The sequence below is a fragment of the Pseudomonas sp. CC120222-01a genome (assembly GCF_003097235.1).
Lineage (GTDB): Bacteria > Pseudomonadota > Gammaproteobacteria > Pseudomonadales > Pseudomonadaceae > Aquipseudomonas.
Map to the genome: position 1 here is coordinate 141,777 of NZ_QEQQ01000010.1, position 15,989 is coordinate 157,765.

Here is a 15,989-nt window from a genome sequence, read left to right on the forward strand (position 1 = left end):
GACGCTTGTGCAGTACCTGTAGGAGCGGGCGAGCCCGCGAAGCAGGCGACTCGGTATTACAGTGTAGACACTCCCCCACTACCCAGGCGCAAGCATCAGGTTGGGTGCCAGGCGATGGAAGCCCTCCTCATCCAGACGAATGTCCAATGCCAGGCTGGCCAGGTCGTCGGCCAGCGGCTCGGCCGCCGCATCGTTTTCCAGATAGTTCTGCTTCAGGTAGCTCTCACATGCTGGACAGCATTCGGCCCGCAGCGGCGCCTTGCCCGGCGCGTGGCGGTCGTCTTCAAGGCTGGTATAACGCAAATCCTTGCTCGACTCGCAATACACGCACTTGACCCGCACCACATGCCACTCACAGGCACACAGCGAACAGGCCAGATAACGCAGGCCGTTGTGCTTGCCCCGGTTGCGCACCACCCCGGCCATTGCCGGCGAACCACAGGCCGGACACTGGGCCAGGCTACCCGCGGGCTTCAGTTCAGGGGCAGGCAGCGCCAGCAACCAGCTCGACCAGGCGGCCTGCAAGGCGGCGCCAATGAACGGTACCAGCGCCGCTGGCACCGCGTCGTATTGCCCGGAGAGCAAGGCGATGCCCCAGCCCTTGCGCTGGCTGTCGTCACTGTCACGCAGGCTTTGCAGCGCCTCGCCCAGCGCACCACTGGCCTCGCTATCGAAGTGCGTGAGCAAGGCCTGCATCCAGACCAGCCACGGCCCTTCACGCACCAGGCTGTCGGCTGCCAGCGGTGGCAAGCCATGACTTATGCACAGGCGCTGACGCTCCTCGGCCACCGGCAACCCGCCGGGAGGGTTATCCACAAGCTGCTGCTGGACGCGGCACAGCTGGGCGATCAGCCGCAGGTAATCACCCAGGGCGTTGCCTTCGGCCAGGTGCTCCAGGCGCGCTGCGCGCAGTGCAAACAGATTGGCAGGCGGCAGATGCAGAAACGGCGGCATCACTGCCGACGCTTCGATCTGCCCGGGTTCGAGTATCGTGCTCAAGCGCTCATCCTTCTTTTCGTCCGTGATTGCCCGGCGTCTTGTCGCCGGTCACTTCGCGGTACCACAACTCATGGTGCTTGCGTGCCCAGGCGCGGCTGACCCAGCCATGCAGCATGGCGCCGATCGAGCCCTTGATCCAGATACCGGCGTAGATGTGCACGATGATGCTGAGGATCAGCACGAACGCCGCCAGGGCATGGGCCAGCGCCGACAGGCGAATGACCTCGATACCGAACAGGTGGCTGAAATACGCGCGCCAGATCACCACACCGCTGAGCAGCAGCACCAGCATGCACGCCAGCAGGGTCCAGAACAGCAGCTTCTGCCCGGCGTTGTACTTGCCGATCGGCGGCACGCCCTCCTCCTTGTTCAGCATCACCCGGTCCACGCGACGCAGCCACAGGCGGTCGTTGGCGGTGATGAAGTTGGCGCGCCAGAAGCGGAACACCAAGCCGAGGAAGAACACGAACATCGCCACGCCCAGGAACGGGTGCAGGATGCGCGTCCATGGCCCGCCGCCGAACAGGTGGCTGAGCCAGAACAGTGCCGGGTGGAACAGCGCAAGCCCCGAGAGCCCCGCCGTCATGAACAGGATCGCGACGATCCAGTGGTTGGTCCGCTCGTTGGCGTTGTAGCGCAGGATGGGTTTGTTGTCGTTCATGGCCTCTGCTCCCCTTGCCCACCGGGCTTGGTCGGGTCATAGACATGCACCGACGGGTCCACCTGATGCACGCTGTCGTCCGGCGGTGTGGGGTGCTCGTCCTCTTCCACCCGCTGTGGGCCAACCCGCACGTAGTGGAAGAACCCGGCCAGCACCGCCGCGCCCATGGCCAGCAGCGCCAGCGGCTTGGTGAAGCCCTTCCACAAGCCCACCAGCGGGCTGATCACCGGCTGGTCCGGCAGGCCGGCATACAGTTTCGGCGTGTCGGCATGGTGCAGCACATACATCACGTGGGTGCCGCCAACGCCGTCCGGGTCGTACAGCCCGGCCTGGTCGAAGCCGCGCGACTTGAGGTCGACGATGCGCTCGGCAGCATGCACCTTCATCTCCTCCTTGCTGCCGAACACGATCGCCCCGGTCGGGCAGGTCTTCACGCAGGCCGGCTCCAGGCCCACGCTCACGCGGTCGGAACACAGGGTGCACTTGTACGCCTTGTGGTCCTTCTGCGAGATGCGCGGGATGTTGAACGGGCAGCCGGTGATGCAGTAGCCGCAGCCGATGCAGTGGTCCTGGTTGAAGTCGACGATGCCATTGGCGTGCTTGATGATCGCGCCCGGGCTCGGGCAGGCCTTCAGGCAGCCAGGGTCGGCGCAGTGCATGCAGCCGTCCTTGCGGATCAGCCACTCCAGGTTGCCGTCGTCGCGCTCGTGCTCGGTGAAGCGCATCAGGGTCCAGGTCTCGGCAGTGAGGTCCTGGGGGTTGTCGTAGGTGCCGTGGTTGTGACCGACCTCGTCACGCAGTTCGTTCCACTCCGAGCACGCCACCTGGCAGGCCTTGCAGCCGATGCACTTGGTGGTGTCGATCAGCTTGGCGACCTCTTCCAGCTGGCGTACCGAAGGCGGAACGGTGGTGGTGGCCGAGCGGGCGATGATGTCTTGGCTGGCCATCAGAGTTTCTCCACTTTGACGAGGAACGACTTGGACTCTGGCGTCTGGGTGTTGCCGTCACCGAGGAACGGCACCAGGGTGTTGGTCAGGTAGCCATGCCGCGTGGTCCCGGTGAAGCCCCAGTGCAGCGGGATGCCGATCTGGTGCACGGTCTGGTTGTTGACCTGCAGCGGGCGAATCCGCTTGGTCACCACCGCCACCGCATCGATGTGCCCCCGCTTGCTCGACACCCGCACCCGGTCACCGGCCTTGATGCCTTTCTCGTTGGCCAGCACCTCGCCGATCTCGACGAACTGCTCGGGCTGCGCGATGGCATTCAAGCGGCAATGCTTGCTCCAGAAGTGGAAGTGCTCGGTCAGCCGGTAGGTCGTCGCCGCGTAAGGGAACTCGTCGTGCTTGCCGAGGGTGTCCCACACCGAATCGAAGATCCGCCCGGCCGGGTTGCTGATGGCCTTCTTGTTCTGCGGGTGCAGCGGGTTGATGCCAATCGGCGTCTCGAACGGCTCGTAGTGCTCGGGGAACGGGCCTTCGGCCATCTTGTCGATGGCGAAGAAGCGCGCCACCCCTTCAGGGTTCATGATGAACGGGTTCATCCCCGCTTCTGGTGGCGAGTCGACCTTGAAGTCGGGCACGTCGGTGCCGGTCCATGCCTTGCCGTTCCACCACACCAGGCGCTTCTTCTCCGCGTCCCACGGCTTGCCTTGCGGGTCGCTGGAGGCGCGGTTGTAGAGGATGCGGCGGTTGGCCGGCCAGGCCCAGGCCCAGTTCTGTACCTGGTGCATGCCGTACGGGTCGCTGTTGTCGCGCCGGGCCATCTGGTTGCCCTGTTCGGTCCAGCAGCCAGCGAAGATCCAGCAGCCGGACGCGGTGCTGCCGTCGTCCTTCATCTGGGCGAAGCCCGCCAACTGCTGACCAGCCTTGAGCGTGGTGCCGGTGGCGTCGGAGAGGTCGGTGACCGCCCAGCCGTTCATCTCCTTGGCCAACTCCTCGGGTGATGGCTCTTCAGGGATTTTGTACGGCCAGTGGATGTTCATCATCGCATCAGGGTAGGCACCGCCCTCGGTCTGGTAACGGTGACGCAGGCGCAGGAACAGCTCGCTCATGATCTGCACGTCGGTGCGGGTCTCGCCCGGGCCGTCGGCGCCCTTCCAGTGCCACTGCAGCCAGCGACTGCTATTGACCAGCGAGCCATCCTCCTCGGCGAAGCAGGTGGTGGGCAGGCGGATCACCTCGGTCTGGATATTGGCCGTGTCGACATCGTTGAACGGCCCGGCGTTGCGCCAGAACTCCGAGGTTTCGGTGGCCAGCGGGTCCATGATCACCAGCCACTTGAGCTTGCCCAGGGCCGCAGTGACGCGGTTCTTGTCCGGCAGCGCGGCGATCGGGTTGAAGCCCTGGCACATGTAGCCATTGACCTTGCCCTGGCCCATCATCTCGAACATGCGCAGCACGTCGTAGGCCGGCACATCGAGCTTGGGCAGCCAGTCGTAGCCCCAGTTGTTTGCCGCAGTGGCGTTGGCGCCGTACCAGGCCTTCATCAGGCTGACGTGGAACTTGCCGTAGTTCTGCCAGTACGACAGCTGCCCTGGGCGCAGCGGCTTCGACGCACGCTTGTCGATGTAGGTGGCGTAGTCCTGCTCGGCGTCCCCGGCCAGGGTCAGGTAACCCGGCAACGAGTTGGACAGCAGGCCGAGGTCGGTCAGGCCCTGGATGTTGGAGTGCCCGCGCAGGGCGTTGACCCCGCCGCCCGGCATGCCGACGTTACCCAGCAGCAGCTGGACCATGGCCGCACTGCGGATGATCTGCGCGCCGATGGAATGCTGCGTCCAGCCGAGTGCGTAGAGGATCGTCATGGTCTTGCCCGGTACCGAGCAGGTGGCGATCTCTTCCCAGACCTTCATCATCGCGTCCTGCGGCATGCCGCAGGTCATGCTGGCCAGTTCCGGGGTGTAGCGGCTGTAGTGCTGCTTCATCAGCTGGTACACGCAGCGCGGATGCTGCAAGGTCGGGTCGACCTTGGCGAAGCCGTCCTCGCCCAGCTCGTAGCCCCAGCCGGACTTATCCGCATACACGCGCTTGGCCTCGTCGTAGCCGCTGAACAGCCCGTCCTCGAAGCCATAGTTCTCTTTGACGATGAACGACACGTCGGTGTAGTTGCGCACGTACTCGTGCTGGATCTTGTCGTTGCTCAGCAGGTAATTGATCAGCCCGCCCATGAAGGCGATGTCGGTACCGGTACGGATCGGCGCGTAGTAGTCCGCCACCGAAGCGGTACGGGTAAACCGCGGGTCGACCACGATCAGCCGCGCCTGGTTGTGCGCCTTGGCTTCGGTCACCCATTTGAAGCCGCACGGATGCGCTTCTGCTGCGTTGCCACCCATCACCAGGACCAGATTCGCGTTGGCGATATCGGACCAGTGGTTGGTCATGGCGCCACGGCCGTACGTCGGGGCAAGACTTGCCACCGTCGGGCCATGTCAGACACGTGCCTGGTTATCGAACCCCAGCATGCCTGTTGCGCGGATGACCTTGTGGGTCAGGTAACCCGCCTCGCTGGAGGCGGCGGAGGCAGCGAGAAAACCGGTGGTGAGCCAGCGGTTTACCGTTTGCCCCTGGGCGTTCTTCTCGATGAAGTTGGCGTCGCGGTCCTGCTTCATCAGGTCGGCGACGCGGTCGAGCGCCTCCTCCCAGCTGACCCGCACCCACTCCTTGCTGCCCGGCTTGCGCACCTCGGGGTACTTGAGGCGGCTAGGGCTGTGGATAAAGTCGAGCAGCCCGGCACCTTTCGGGCACAACGTGCCGCGGTTGACCGGGTGATCGGCGTCGCCTTCGATGTGGATGATGCTTTGTTTGACGTTCTTGCCCGCATCACCCTGGCTGTACAGGATCAGGCCGCAGCCGACCGAGCAGTAGGGGCAGGTGTTGCGGGTTTCTTTGGTGTGCGCCAGCTTGAAGTGACGCACCTGCTCGGCGAAGGCCGGCGTCGGGGCCATACCCAACGCCGCCAGGCTCGAGCCTCCAAGGCCCACTGCGGCGACCTTGAAGAACTGCCGACGGTTGAGATCCATCGTGCACTCCTGATCAGGTGGTGGACGCACGGAACATGGCCGGCGCCTCTTGGTAGTCACGGTGGCGGCTAATTGATGGCCGTCAATAGATAAGACTAGTCAAGAAACGAGAAGGTGCGATGACATGGGTCAGGCGCGTGGGGATTGACTGTGTCTGGGGGTTGCGTTGGGGCTGCCGCGTGCATGCCTTGAGTTCTATGGAGCCTGTGTGATCGAGCGCCGCGCGGGCGGCGCTCGATCTCATAGGCGCTGCAAGAGTTATGGCGAGCACCTGGTAACCCTCACCCATTCTGCTGACATCCACCCATCGACGAACACTGCAGCGACTTTGTGTGGCGAAAGGCTGCGTGGCAGCCCAAGCCATTGTCCACGCACAACCGAAATTCTAGGGCCGCAATGCGGCCCTTTTCGTGGCGTACGGGCGCGCCTACAAAGCCGGCGTCGGCTCTGATGTACTCAATGAAATATTGAAGTCATCCTCGGCTATATAACGTATGTCGACATGCTCTCTGGCGTCACTCCCATCGATACCAACTAGCTTGTAATGAGCAAGTAGAAAAAGCTCTTGGCTTAGCTGATCTTCACCACGTATTTTTCTGGCCAAGGCCAAGAAAATAACCCCCACCGATACCACAAAATGAGGGGCAATCTGCATGTGCTGTATGAAGCTCGGCCCAGAAAGACGATTGTAGTAAATGGTCGACGGTCCGAACAACCAGATACCAAGGCCCAATGCAGCTATAGCAATACCTATAACCATAAGCACACCAGCACCGTGTCGCCTGTCAGCGCACTCCTCTGAGTGGACTTCATAGGCATTGGAAAAGCCGGGGACCTGATAATCCTGCTTGCCCGGTTGAAGCTTTACTTCCTGCACGAGATCGCTATCCGATGCTTGCATGATCCTCTCCTTTGAAAAAGTGGATGTTAAGCAATCGCGGCAACAGATAGTTGGCACAAGACCAGTTTCAGAAATGTCCTACAACGCCGAGACACGCAACTCGAATACGTCGATTCTGCATCCAGGCGCATGCTTCAAGATTCTTGGCGCTCGATCTCATAGGCGCTGAACATGGTTTGGCGAGTTCCTAGGGCCCCTCTAGCATTTTGCTGACGTGCCCCACGAAAATGTCACCCGTAAAGATGTAGAAGCACAGCCCCGAACAACACCAGACTAACCCCACCAATCTGAATGATCGACAGTCGTTCGCGATAAAAGAGGTACCCCAGAATCGCGGCAATGCCACCCGATAAGGTGCTGATGACAGTGACAATGGAAACCGAGCCATTGAGCGCGCCCCAGGAAAACGCGGAGAACCCGCCCAGGTTGAAAAGACTGGCGCCGCATAGTGATCCAAAGGTCTTCAACCTGATCGTCGCATGGTCCCTCAGCAACCTGAACGCTTCAGGTATGAGAAACATGACCCCCACTGCATAGCCCAGCGCCAACATGTTCACCGGTCCTAGCGCTGGCAAGGCGAACTTGCCCTGAATCCAGAAGCTGACGCCGTAAAGCATGGCCGCCAACAAGGCAAACCCTACCGATATCGTGCTGGTGGTCTTGCGCTCGAAATCACCTCCGTGATCACTGCGACTGGCCAGTAGAACGCCGAAGAAGCAAACGAGAATGCCGCACACTTGCCAAGCTGACAGCGCATCACCGCCCAGCCACGCCAGCAGAGTAGTAAAAACGCCATACGAGGTGACCAAGGGGGCCACAACTGCAGTTTTGCCAACAGCAAAAGCCTTCGATAGCGCCAGCGCCCCCACTACGGTACACAGAGAAGCTACTACGCCCAACCCTACTGCACGCCATGGTGCAGCCATGAACTTTCCCCACTGGCTGGCAGAAATGACAATAATGATCGTCATTAATAAAAGACCCAGTAACTGCCCGAAAAACACCGCCCGCTTGACCCCAACCGCTCGTGCGTTCACGCCGACCAAAAAGTCCGTCGCCCCCAGAACGCCGCTGCTAACAAACCCATGAATACATCCACAGTAACGTTCCTGATTATTACTTACCCCTGCTTCCCTCCAGACAGTAATCGGGATCATATCAAAAATCAAACACCTGATTAGGCTCAAACTTTACAACCCGACGCCCCTTGCATGACCGCCACCTCGCAGTTCAGTTAACAGCATTAGTCAATACTACTGAAACAACAACAAGCATCAAAAGATCAATATAGGAACCTTCTTACAAGGCGATTCCTAAAGTCCTACACCAAAAAGTTGCTGCATCATGGGTGGATAACACTGAGGGTTAATTAGCCGCCTCGCTGGAGGCGGCGGGTTGCACATTCCTGGATGCTTGAGGCGACTGGGGCGGAGGACAAAGTTGAGTAGGCCCCAGTCGGTTATTGCGTACGCCAGTCAACACCGCGGCAGATTACGCGCCACATTGAGCGCCGCACTGCTCTGGGCCACTGGCATGATCTCGACGGTATTGATGTTCACATGCCCAGGTTGCTCGGCAATCCACGCCACTGTGGCGGCGATGTCCTCCGGCAAGATGGCCTCCACGTCACGATAGAGCGCTTGCACGGCATCCAGGTCACCGTTCAGGCGCACCACCGAAAAGTCGGTGCCCGAGCACAAGCCTGGCTCGATATTGCTTACCCGCACACGGGTGCCCGCCAGGTCGGCGCGCAGGTTGAGGCTGAACTGACGGACGAAGGCCTTGCTGGCGCCATACACGTTGCCGCCCGGGTACGGATAAGTGCCGGCGATGGACCCCATGTTGATGATCATCCCGCTGTCGGCCTCCACCATCTGCGGCAGGACCTTGTGGGTCACCATCGCCAGGCCGGTGACGTTGGTGTCGATCATCTGCTGCCAGTTCTCGCTGCTGCTGGCCTGGGCCCGATCGACACCCAGCGCCAGCCCGGCATTGTTCACCAGCAGGTCAATTTGCAGCGATGCGTCACGGACTTGTTCGAACGCCGATTCGATCGACTGTGGATCGGTGACATCCAGCGCCAGCGCAATGAAATTGTCGCCCAACTCGGCCTCCAGTTCTTGCAGCTTGTCCATGCGCCGGGCGGCGCCGATCACACGGTAGCCCTTGCCGATCAGGGTGCGGCAGATGGCCCGGCCAAAGCCCGAGGAAGCGCCGGTCACGAATGCAGTTTTCATCAGTTATCTCCTTTAAAAGGGGTCAGGCCAGGTACTTCACACCCAGGCTGGTAAACAGGCAGAGCATCGAGAACACCAACGCCTTGCGCACCACTTCGTTGCCTTTGCGCAGGGCCAGGGCGCTGCCCAGGTGGTTGCCGAGGATGTTGCAGGCCACCAGCGGTAGCGCCAGCAGGTAGACGACCTTGCCCGCCATGACGAACGCCACCAGGGCGCCGATGTTGGAGGCGAAGTTGAAGGTCTTGGAGTTGGCGGAGCTGGAGACCAGGTCCATGCGCAGCAGGTAGTGGAACGCGATGATGAACATGCTGCCGGTACCGGGGCCGAAGAAGCCGTCGTAGAAGCCGATGGCCAGGCAGGTCAACGGCACCACGGTGAACAGCATGCGCGGCGACAGTTCGCGCTCCTCCACCGGGCGGTCCTTGGGGGTGAGGAAGATCAGGATGCCGAACGGGATCAGCGCCAGGATGATCTTGCCCACGGTTTCCTGGGGGATCGACACGATCAGGTGCGCGCCCAGATAAGCCCCAAGCAATGAAAACGGCACCCCGACCAGCGCCACCTGCCAGACCATCTTGCTGTTGGCCAGGAAGTTGCGGATAGCCGCGAGGGTGCCGAGGGTGCTGACCAGCTTCTCCTGCCCCAGGGCAACCTGCGGTGGCATGCCCACCAGCAGGAAGCCGGGCACCAGAAACAGCCCGCCACCCCCGGCGATGCTATCGACAAAGCCTGCAACGAATGCGATAGCGCCCAGCATCAGGATCGCCAACAACCAGTGTTCCGCCCAGAAGGCGCCTAACAGTTCCATATCGGTACGTCCGTCGAGTCAGTAAAAGAGAATCAGGAGAGCACTTCGTAAAGGTGATCGGCCCGGGCGAAATGCACGCGGTTCAGGTCGTTGACCGCGAACAGCCGCAGCAGCCAGCGGTCGGCGCCATCGTTCTGTGGCTCGAAGCCATCGCGGGCATGCAGCACACGCTGGTTCTTGAAGACCATGAAGTCGCCCGGCAGCAGCAGGTGGGGTTCGTCGAAGCGACGGGTTTCCAACATGCTGCGCAGACTGGCCAGTGCCTGCTCGGCCCGCAGGTTGAGGCCGTGGGTGTTCTCGCTGTCGAAACGGCACAACCATTCACCAGCCTGACCGCGCACCAGCACCGGCAGTTCGGCGGTGCAGCGGCGGTTGCCGCTAAAGGAGTCCGGGCGGCGGATCTCGAACTGAGGCAGGCACAGTTCGCGCACGGTGGTAGCAGGCAGTGCCGCCACCACGGCATCGAGGCTCACCAGTGTGGTGCTGATGCGCGGGTCGCAGCGCATGCCGAAGAACGACAGGTATTCCGGGCAGCAGGACGTGTCGCCGAGCGGCTCGGATGACAGCGGCAGGTCCGGGTTGTCCACGTGATAGGAGAAGCGCAGCTTCGAGCCATGGGAGCTCTTGTGGCTGGAAGAATGGCGCGAAGGAATGACATGGCGGAACAGCCGGCCATCGTTCTCACCCTCGTAGACCACCGGGTTGATCCCCATCAGGCTCTGCATGGTCAGGCTGACCAGGCAGGCAACCGGCGTGCTGCGCGGGCTGAGTACGCCCGAATAAGGCGTGGGTGGGATGTCACGGTCACGCGGGCAATTGCGCACGATCATGCTGGTCAGGTACGGGTCCGTGACAAAGCCGCGGATCTGTTGGCAAAGCGCCTTGCCCAGTACGTCCTGGGCCTGGTCCTTGAGCTGTGGATAAAGCTCCTTGCTCGTCTCGAAGTCGAGCGGTGTGTTGTTCAGCAAGGTTTGCCAGGCGCTGGAGATGACCCAGGGCAGACGGATCTCCAGTGAGGCTTGAAGCTCGGCGCCTTGATGCAGGTGTGCACTTTCCATTTGCAGTGATATTCCATGTTGCTGGCTTGAGGCCAGTCGGTGTCGGCGGCAGATGTTTATGTTTTTGAAGCCGGTCACAGCGGGACGATGCATGCGGCTGAAGCCAGAGAAAGGCCAGCGAATTGCATCGACGCAATCATTGTAATTACAAAAATAACGTCGATTCAATCCATTTTCCAAACCGCGCAGACAGCCGATTGAGTCGATCCAATCAACTTATTGATTTCAAAAGGTTTCTGGCAGCGACGGCGAAATGGCGCAGGATGCAGACCCGATTCTTCTCAATCAAGGCAGCGTTTGAAAGTCATCGATCGACTGATCGATGCGATTCAATCAAGGTAATTTACACGTAAGAAAACACAATTACTTCCATCAGACCTTTCGTGCTAGGCTTCCGCGTTCTCGCAGATTCTGGTGCCATTTCTATGTGGGTTCCTCACTACAGCGACCTGGCGCAGCCGGTCTACCTGATGATCGCCGACGCCCTGGAACAGGACATCGGCAGCGGCCGGCTGGTGGCTGGCGAGCGCTTGCCAACCCTCAAGGACCTGGCCGAGTCACTGGACGTGACACCCGGCACCATTGGCCGTGCCTATGACGAAGCCGCCAAGCGTGGCCTGGTGGTGGGAGAAGTCGGGCGCGGGACTTTCGTGCTGCCGCAACGCCAGGCGCAGCCCCCTGCCCCGCTTGCGCCTGCACGGCCCAGCCCCAGTAGCGCCGAACGCGAGAGCGGGCAGATCGACCTGTCGATCATCAAGCCCAATGACGCCCACATGACCGATTGGCTGCGCGGCGCCATCAACGAACTGGCCCAGTCGCCCGACCTGGCTCAGGTGCTGGACTATGTCACCGAGGGTGGCCATGCGACCCACAAGCAGGCTGGCGCGGCCTGGATCCAGCGCTGGCTGCCCGAGGCACGCTGGCAGCAGGTGGTGCTGACGTCCGGCGCCCAGCATGGTTTGCTGGTGGCCATCAGCAGCCTGTCGAAGAGCGACGACGTGGTGCTGTGCGAATCGTTCTGCTACCCAGGCATCATCTCCCTGGCCCACAGCATGGGGCGTCGCCTGCGTGGCGTGGCCATGGACGAATTCGGGCTGATTCCCGAGGCGCTGCGTGCGGCATGCCTGGAACATCGCCCCTCGCTGCTGGTGTGTGTCACCACGCACCAGAACCCGACCAACTCGATCATGCCCCATGCGCGACGCGAGGCCATTGCGGAGATCGCTCGCGAGTTCGACCTGTTCATCGTCGATGACGACATCTACGGTTTTCTCGAACCCGCCCCGGACTACAAGCCGCTTGCCGCCTATGCCCCTGAACGCTCGGTGTACCTCACCAGCCTGTCCAAGAGCGTGCTGCCGGCACTGCGTATCGGCTACCTGTATGCCCCGCCGCAAACCCTCTCACGGCTATCGTCCATGGTACGCAGCAGCGTCTGGATGCCATCGCCATTGATGGCGCAACTGGCCAGCAACCTGATCAACAGCGGCATGGCCGATCAGCTGGTGCAGGTGCAGCAAGAGGAAGCGGCTGCGCGTCAGCACATGGCGCGAGAGATCCTGGGCAAGTACAGGATCCGCAGCCAGCCCAACAGCTTCCACATCTGGCTGGAGCTGCCTGAACCCTGGACCAGCGACGAGTTCGCCAACCTGGCACGCAACAATGGCGTCACGGTGGTCAGCGGCAGCCAGTTCCTGCCCGAGCGCAGCCATGCCACCTGTGGCGTGCGCATTGCCTTGATGTCTCCCAGCCGCCAGGAGCTGGGCTTTGCCCTGACCAAATTGGCGAGCCTGCTGGATTCGCCGGAGCCGCGGTTGTTTTACTGAGCGGGGTTGTGGGAAGGGCATAAAAAAACCCAGGGCAACTGCCCTGGGTTTTTGTTTCAGCTAAACGCCTTGCCGCTCGATCAGAACGGTTATGAACACCGAAAAGTCGATAGGCTGAGCGAGTGAGTGAGTGGATGGCTAGGTTTCCTTGGGCAAGGCCAGAAACGACCGCTAAACCCAGGCCATCAGGCGTATAGTTTTTTGTCAGGTTTTCGCCAAGTGGCGGCTGGCAAGGTGCTGAAAACTTTACAAAATCGCAGCGGGCACCGTCACAGGAGTGGGAACGATGCCGCAGCTGAAAACCCGACGAACGGTCATGCCTGCCTTCCGCGCCAAGAGCCGAGCTGCTCTAAGCCGCCGCTCTCACCAGATCTGCCTCCAGCAGCGCAGAGAGACCAACCTGCCGCGAGAATGCTTTCGGTGGGAGCTTGATAGCGTCCTGAACAGCCTTGATGTCGCCGACCAGAATGACCTGCACCTGAGCCCTGGTTGCTGCCGTGTAGACGAATGTCCGGTCGAGAATACGGGACTTACGCACAGGGATGATGACGCGCCTGAACTGAGAGCCTTGGGCTTTATGAACGGTGATGGAGTAAGCCAGTTCCAGGCTGTCCAGATCGCTATCCAGAAGGTAGTGCTGCACGCCATCGAACGTCGCGAAGCCAACCGCATTGCATATGCGGGGCCTCTCCTCATCTCCGATATCCACAGTCCTGGGCTGTTCGAAGATCTCATCGATTTGGCCAAGCGAGCCGTTCTGCAGATCCCGAGCCCAGTCGTTCGACGTGTACATCACCAGATCGCCAACGCACAGTCCGGTCGCCTCGGTCTCGCCCGTCTCAGGGTTTTCCACAAGCAGCTGCTTGCTATGGTCTGCATACTTGGTGTGGCAGATACGATTGAGGGCATCGACACCTGCATATCGGCACGACTTGGTTGCAGACAGGATTTGGGTATTCGTCCTGTCCTGCTCGTAGAGCCTGATTACAGTAGGAATGATGTCCTCATCGGCACACGCCAGGAAGACCACATCATCGGCCTCATCTGAGCTGAACACAGGCGTTTCACCATTCCTGATCTGTCGGGACACGGCGGGAATCGCCGAATCTTTGGCCTGGCGTTTGACCTCAAGCAGCTCAGTCTTCGGGATGCCCACCAGGTTGCACAGGACATGGAGGATGAGCCCAGCACCAATAGGCGGAAGCTGGTAGGGGTCACCTACAAGGATGACCTGGCATTGAGGCGGCAGCTTCTGAACCAGCCGGTAGAACGTCACTAGGTCGAGCATAGAGGCCTCGTCGATGACGATTACCGGTGCCAGCCCCATATCCTTGTCCGTCACCGTGCGCAGGAACCCGGCGATTGTCTTTGCCTCTTGCCCTGTAGCCTCGATCATTCGAGCGGTAGCTCGGCCTGATAAAGCCATTTGGAAGCGAGGGCGTCCCGTCGTGTCCAGGGCTTCATAGAGTGCCTTGAGCACAGTGGTCTTTCCGACCCCTGCTCCACCGGTGATCACACTGAATCTCGCCGAGAAGGAAGTGGCAACGGCATCCCGCTGTGCTTGGTTCAAGCCGAAAGCTGGCAAACCAAGATGGGTACGCTCTCTTTCCTCAAACCCCGAGATCACCTCTCCGACATCTACCTTAAACAAGGAAGGCTGCATCGATGGAGTGAGGATCAGATCTCGGATGAATTGAGCGCAACGCCGCTCCATCAACCACGAGCCTGGAGCGAAAAGCATAGGCCCTAGCTTTGGCAGATCCTTGAAGACGAACTGGCCGACCCGTGAGCCTTCCAGTAAGGCTTTCGATAGCGCAGACATGGGAGCCGCGTGCGGCTTAATGAGCTGTCCAACAGATGCCTGAAGGTCAGTCAGCGAGCTGCATGTGTGCCCCTTTTCAGCGACGCGATACAGCGCCTCTTCCAGTGCGGCGGTCAGCCGACGCGGGTCATCAAGGGTGAGGCCAAAGCTGCGCCTTGCGATGTCATCAACACAGTCCCAGGCGCCTGCGAAACTCAGCAGCCGATAAGGATCGCTGGTGAGAGCTGAGATGGTGTTCTTCTTATGAAAACGAATTGCCTTGCGAGCGATTTCCAATGGAATCTGCCTGTCCTGGACAAATCGCAATGTCTTGGCGTCACCATCCTGAGACCATCTCGCGAACATCCTTTCGCGAACATCCTTAGATGGGAGAATCACCTCTACTGCGCCGTGATCGGCCTGATCCAAAGCCTCATAGAGTCGCTCCCCTAGCATGTCCCACAATCGAGTGGCTTTGACCTCTCCCACGCCCTTTACGTTGTCTCCCAACCATTGAATAACCTGGGAGCCACTGGGACGAACAAGCCGAACGTCCTGGGCGTCCAGAGTCAGTTCACTGATCGCGAATGCGCCGTGACTGCGCAAGACCGTGCTCGCCTCGCCATACACCTCAAAGATCGCCCCCACAGCAATGTCAGAGAGCTTGGCGATGGCAGCGGGAACTCGGATGACTACAGGTTTCGAGCGGTCATTGATGCCAAGGGCCACATCCATGCGATGACCGAAGGCTATGCACCCCTTGCGATTGGCGGAGCGGATGCTGGTGATACGCACGCTGATATTGAGCAGAACAGGGGCTATGGCATTCATCGTGGCATACGCCCTGTTTCTTCCAAGAACTCAGTTATCAGGGCATGACGATCAAGCATCTGCTTTGCCGCTTGGAGCTCTGCGCGAAGAGCAGCGTTCTCCTGCTCCAGGGAGTTGAGGCGCTGCCCGTCCTGTCTTCGCTGTTTAGCGTCCGCATCACGCAGCGCAGGCTCAGGCTTTTGCCCTGCTGGTAGCGATGCAACCAGGGGAGGCAGAACCCCGGCGGCGCGAAGCTCTTTCTCGAGATTCTCCAATGCTGAGCGAATCGCTGGATTCTGTGTGAGAGCGCTCTTGCCGAATCCACACTCAGTCGCGATCTCAGAGCGTTTGAGCTTGCCTCGATGTACATATTCCCTGAAGTCGCTGTCTGACTTGGAGGTCGACCAAGCCAGGAAGGCAGCATGGTTCTCTTCAGCGATCTGTTGCCCATTAGCCATCAGGATTTGACCTCTGATGAGTCACGGTCAACAAACGGCAGCGGCGCATCGAGCTTCTCAGCGGAGACGTTGAATTTGTGAGCGTTGTACTGCCACCGAATGAAGCGCTCCAACAAGCGTTGGTTCTCCCGCTCCAGGCGATGGTTCTCTGCCTCAAGTCGACGAATCCTTTGCTCCGCGATACTCAGGCTGGCCGGGCGCTTGGTTGAGACGAACCCGGATTTCAGCCGCACTTTCTGATGCGAGAAGGCATTCTTGATCTTCTCGTGTGAGCTCAAGGTCTGCCGAGTAGGACGCGACCCAATGACCGGCTCTACCGCATCGCACAGGGCATCCCATGAAAGCTTTCCGTCCCATCCATCGATGAGGCCGACAATCACATCCAGGTCTTTTGGGCTCAGGTGTTTTGCCATGG

12 protein-coding genes and 1 pseudogene are annotated in these 15,989 nt (G+C 60.5%); 1 reads left to right on the forward strand and 12 read right to left on the reverse strand.

Translation table 11 applies throughout. The features are described from left to right. Positions 1 to 78 precede the first annotated feature (78 nt). The 9 genes and pseudogenes from fdhE to N430_RS15090 form a co-directional block, all read right to left on the reverse strand. Positions 79 to 999: a formate dehydrogenase accessory protein FdhE gene (fdhE, locus tag N430_RS15045; RefSeq protein ID WP_110637806.1), complete on the reverse strand. Its 921-nt coding sequence runs from the start codon at positions 997 to 999 to the stop codon at positions 79 to 81. 4 nt (positions 1,000 to 1,003) lie between these two features. After that, positions 1,004 to 1,660, reverse strand: coding sequence for a formate dehydrogenase subunit gamma (locus N430_RS15050; protein ID WP_110637807.1), 657 nt, complete (start codon positions 1,658 to 1,660; stop codon positions 1,004 to 1,006). Then, entirely contained in the window at positions 1,657 to 2,607 is a 951-nt protein-coding gene (gene fdxH / locus N430_RS15055; RefSeq protein WP_110637808.1) for a formate dehydrogenase subunit beta, read from the reverse strand. The genes N430_RS15050 and fdxH overlap by 4 nt, the downstream gene beginning before the upstream one ends. Further along, positions 2,607 to 5,675: a formate dehydrogenase-N subunit alpha gene (fdnG, locus tag N430_RS15060; protein ID WP_146232699.1), complete on the reverse strand. Its 3,069-nt coding sequence runs from the start codon at positions 5,673 to 5,675 to the stop codon at positions 2,607 to 2,609. Before fdnG ends, fdxH begins: the two co-directional genes overlap by 1 nt. Positions 5,676 to 6,102: 427 nt before the next feature. Further along, the gene (locus N430_RS15070) at positions 6,103 to 6,576 is read right to left on the reverse strand and encodes a hypothetical protein (RefSeq protein ID WP_110637811.1); all 474 of its coding nucleotides are present in this window, start codon (positions 6,574 to 6,576) and stop codon (positions 6,103 to 6,105) included. A gap of 230 nt (positions 6,577 to 6,806) precedes the next feature. Then, positions 6,807 to 7,675 (reverse strand): annotated as a pseudogene (locus tag N430_RS15075) (DMT family transporter). A 376-nt stretch (positions 7,676 to 8,051) separates the two neighbouring features. Next, a complete protein-coding gene (locus N430_RS15080) occupies positions 8,052 to 8,813 on the reverse strand; it encodes an SDR family NAD(P)-dependent oxidoreductase (RefSeq protein ID WP_110637812.1) in 762 nt (253 codons plus the stop codon). A gap of 22 nt (positions 8,814 to 8,835) precedes the next feature. After that, positions 8,836 to 9,621, reverse strand: a complete 786-nt coding sequence (locus N430_RS15085; protein ID WP_099814604.1) for a TSUP family transporter — start codon at positions 9,619 to 9,621, stop codon at positions 8,836 to 8,838. Between the two features lie 32 nt (positions 9,622 to 9,653). Then, a complete protein-coding gene (locus tag N430_RS15090) occupies positions 9,654 to 10,679 on the reverse strand; it encodes a TauD/TfdA family dioxygenase (RefSeq protein WP_110637813.1) in 1,026 nt (341 codons plus the stop codon). A gap of 425 nt (positions 10,680 to 11,104) precedes the next feature. Between N430_RS15090 and N430_RS15095 the strand changes: the two genes are divergently transcribed. Beyond that, positions 11,105 to 12,505 (forward strand): PLP-dependent aminotransferase family protein, encoded by a 1,401-nt coding sequence (locus N430_RS15095; RefSeq protein ID WP_110637814.1) that lies wholly within the window; start codon positions 11,105 to 11,107, stop codon positions 12,503 to 12,505. Positions 12,506 to 12,854: 349 nt separating this feature from the next. Here N430_RS15095 and N430_RS15100 read toward each other — a convergent pair whose 3' ends face one another. Genes N430_RS15100 through N430_RS15110 form a run of 3 tightly spaced genes read right to left on the reverse strand, consistent with a single transcriptional unit; the run spans position 12,855 to position 15,987 of the window. After that, positions 12,855 to 15,137, reverse strand: coding sequence for an ATP-dependent RecD-like DNA helicase (locus N430_RS15100; protein WP_110637815.1), 2,283 nt, complete (start codon positions 15,135 to 15,137; stop codon positions 12,855 to 12,857). Continuing rightward, positions 15,134 to 15,574 carry a VPA1267 family protein gene (locus N430_RS15105; protein ID WP_110637816.1) on the reverse strand — a complete coding sequence of 147 codons (441 nt, stop codon included), beginning with the start codon at positions 15,572 to 15,574 and terminating at the stop codon, positions 15,134 to 15,136. Before N430_RS15105 ends, N430_RS15100 begins: the two co-directional genes overlap by 4 nt. Beyond that, positions 15,574 to 15,987, reverse strand: a complete 414-nt coding sequence (locus N430_RS15110) for a hypothetical protein (protein ID WP_110637817.1) — start codon at positions 15,985 to 15,987, stop codon at positions 15,574 to 15,576. The genes N430_RS15105 and N430_RS15110 overlap by 1 nt, the downstream gene beginning before the upstream one ends. Between the last annotated feature and the right edge of the window lie 2 nt (positions 15,988 to 15,989).

Bases quoted from the DNA above. Each gene is read 5' to 3' on its own strand.
- N430_RS15110 (WP_110637817.1), bottom strand. From the start codon at position 15,987: ATGGCAAAACACCTGAGCCCAAAAGACCTGGATGTGATTGTCGGCCTC.
- N430_RS15090 (WP_110637813.1), bottom strand. From the start codon at position 10,679: ATGGAAAGTGCACACCTGCATCAAGGCGCCGAGCTTCAAGCCTCACTG.
- N430_RS15070 (WP_110637811.1), bottom strand. From the start codon at position 6,576: ATGCAAGCATCGGATAGCGATCTCGTGCAGGAAGTAAAGCTTCAACCG.
- N430_RS15050 (WP_110637807.1), bottom strand. From the start codon at position 1,660: ATGAACGACAACAAACCCATCCTGCGCTACAACGCCAACGAGCGGACC.
- N430_RS15105 (WP_110637816.1), bottom strand. From the start codon at position 15,574: ATGGCTAATGGGCAACAGATCGCTGAAGAGAACCATGCTGCCTTCCTG.
- fdxH (WP_110637808.1), bottom strand. From the start codon at position 2,607: ATGGCCAGCCAAGACATCATCGCCCGCTCGGCCACCACCACCGTTCCG.
- N430_RS15095 (WP_110637814.1), top strand. From the start codon at position 11,105: ATGTGGGTTCCTCACTACAGCGACCTGGCGCAGCCGGTCTACCTGATG.
- N430_RS15080 (WP_110637812.1), bottom strand. From the start codon at position 8,813: ATGAAAACTGCATTCGTGACCGGCGCTTCCTCGGGCTTTGGCCGGGCC.
- N430_RS15100 (WP_110637815.1), bottom strand. From the start codon at position 15,137: ATGAATGCCATAGCCCCTGTTCTGCTCAATATCAGCGTGCGTATCACC.
- N430_RS15085 (WP_099814604.1), bottom strand. From the start codon at position 9,621: ATGGAACTGTTAGGCGCCTTCTGGGCGGAACACTGGTTGTTGGCGATC.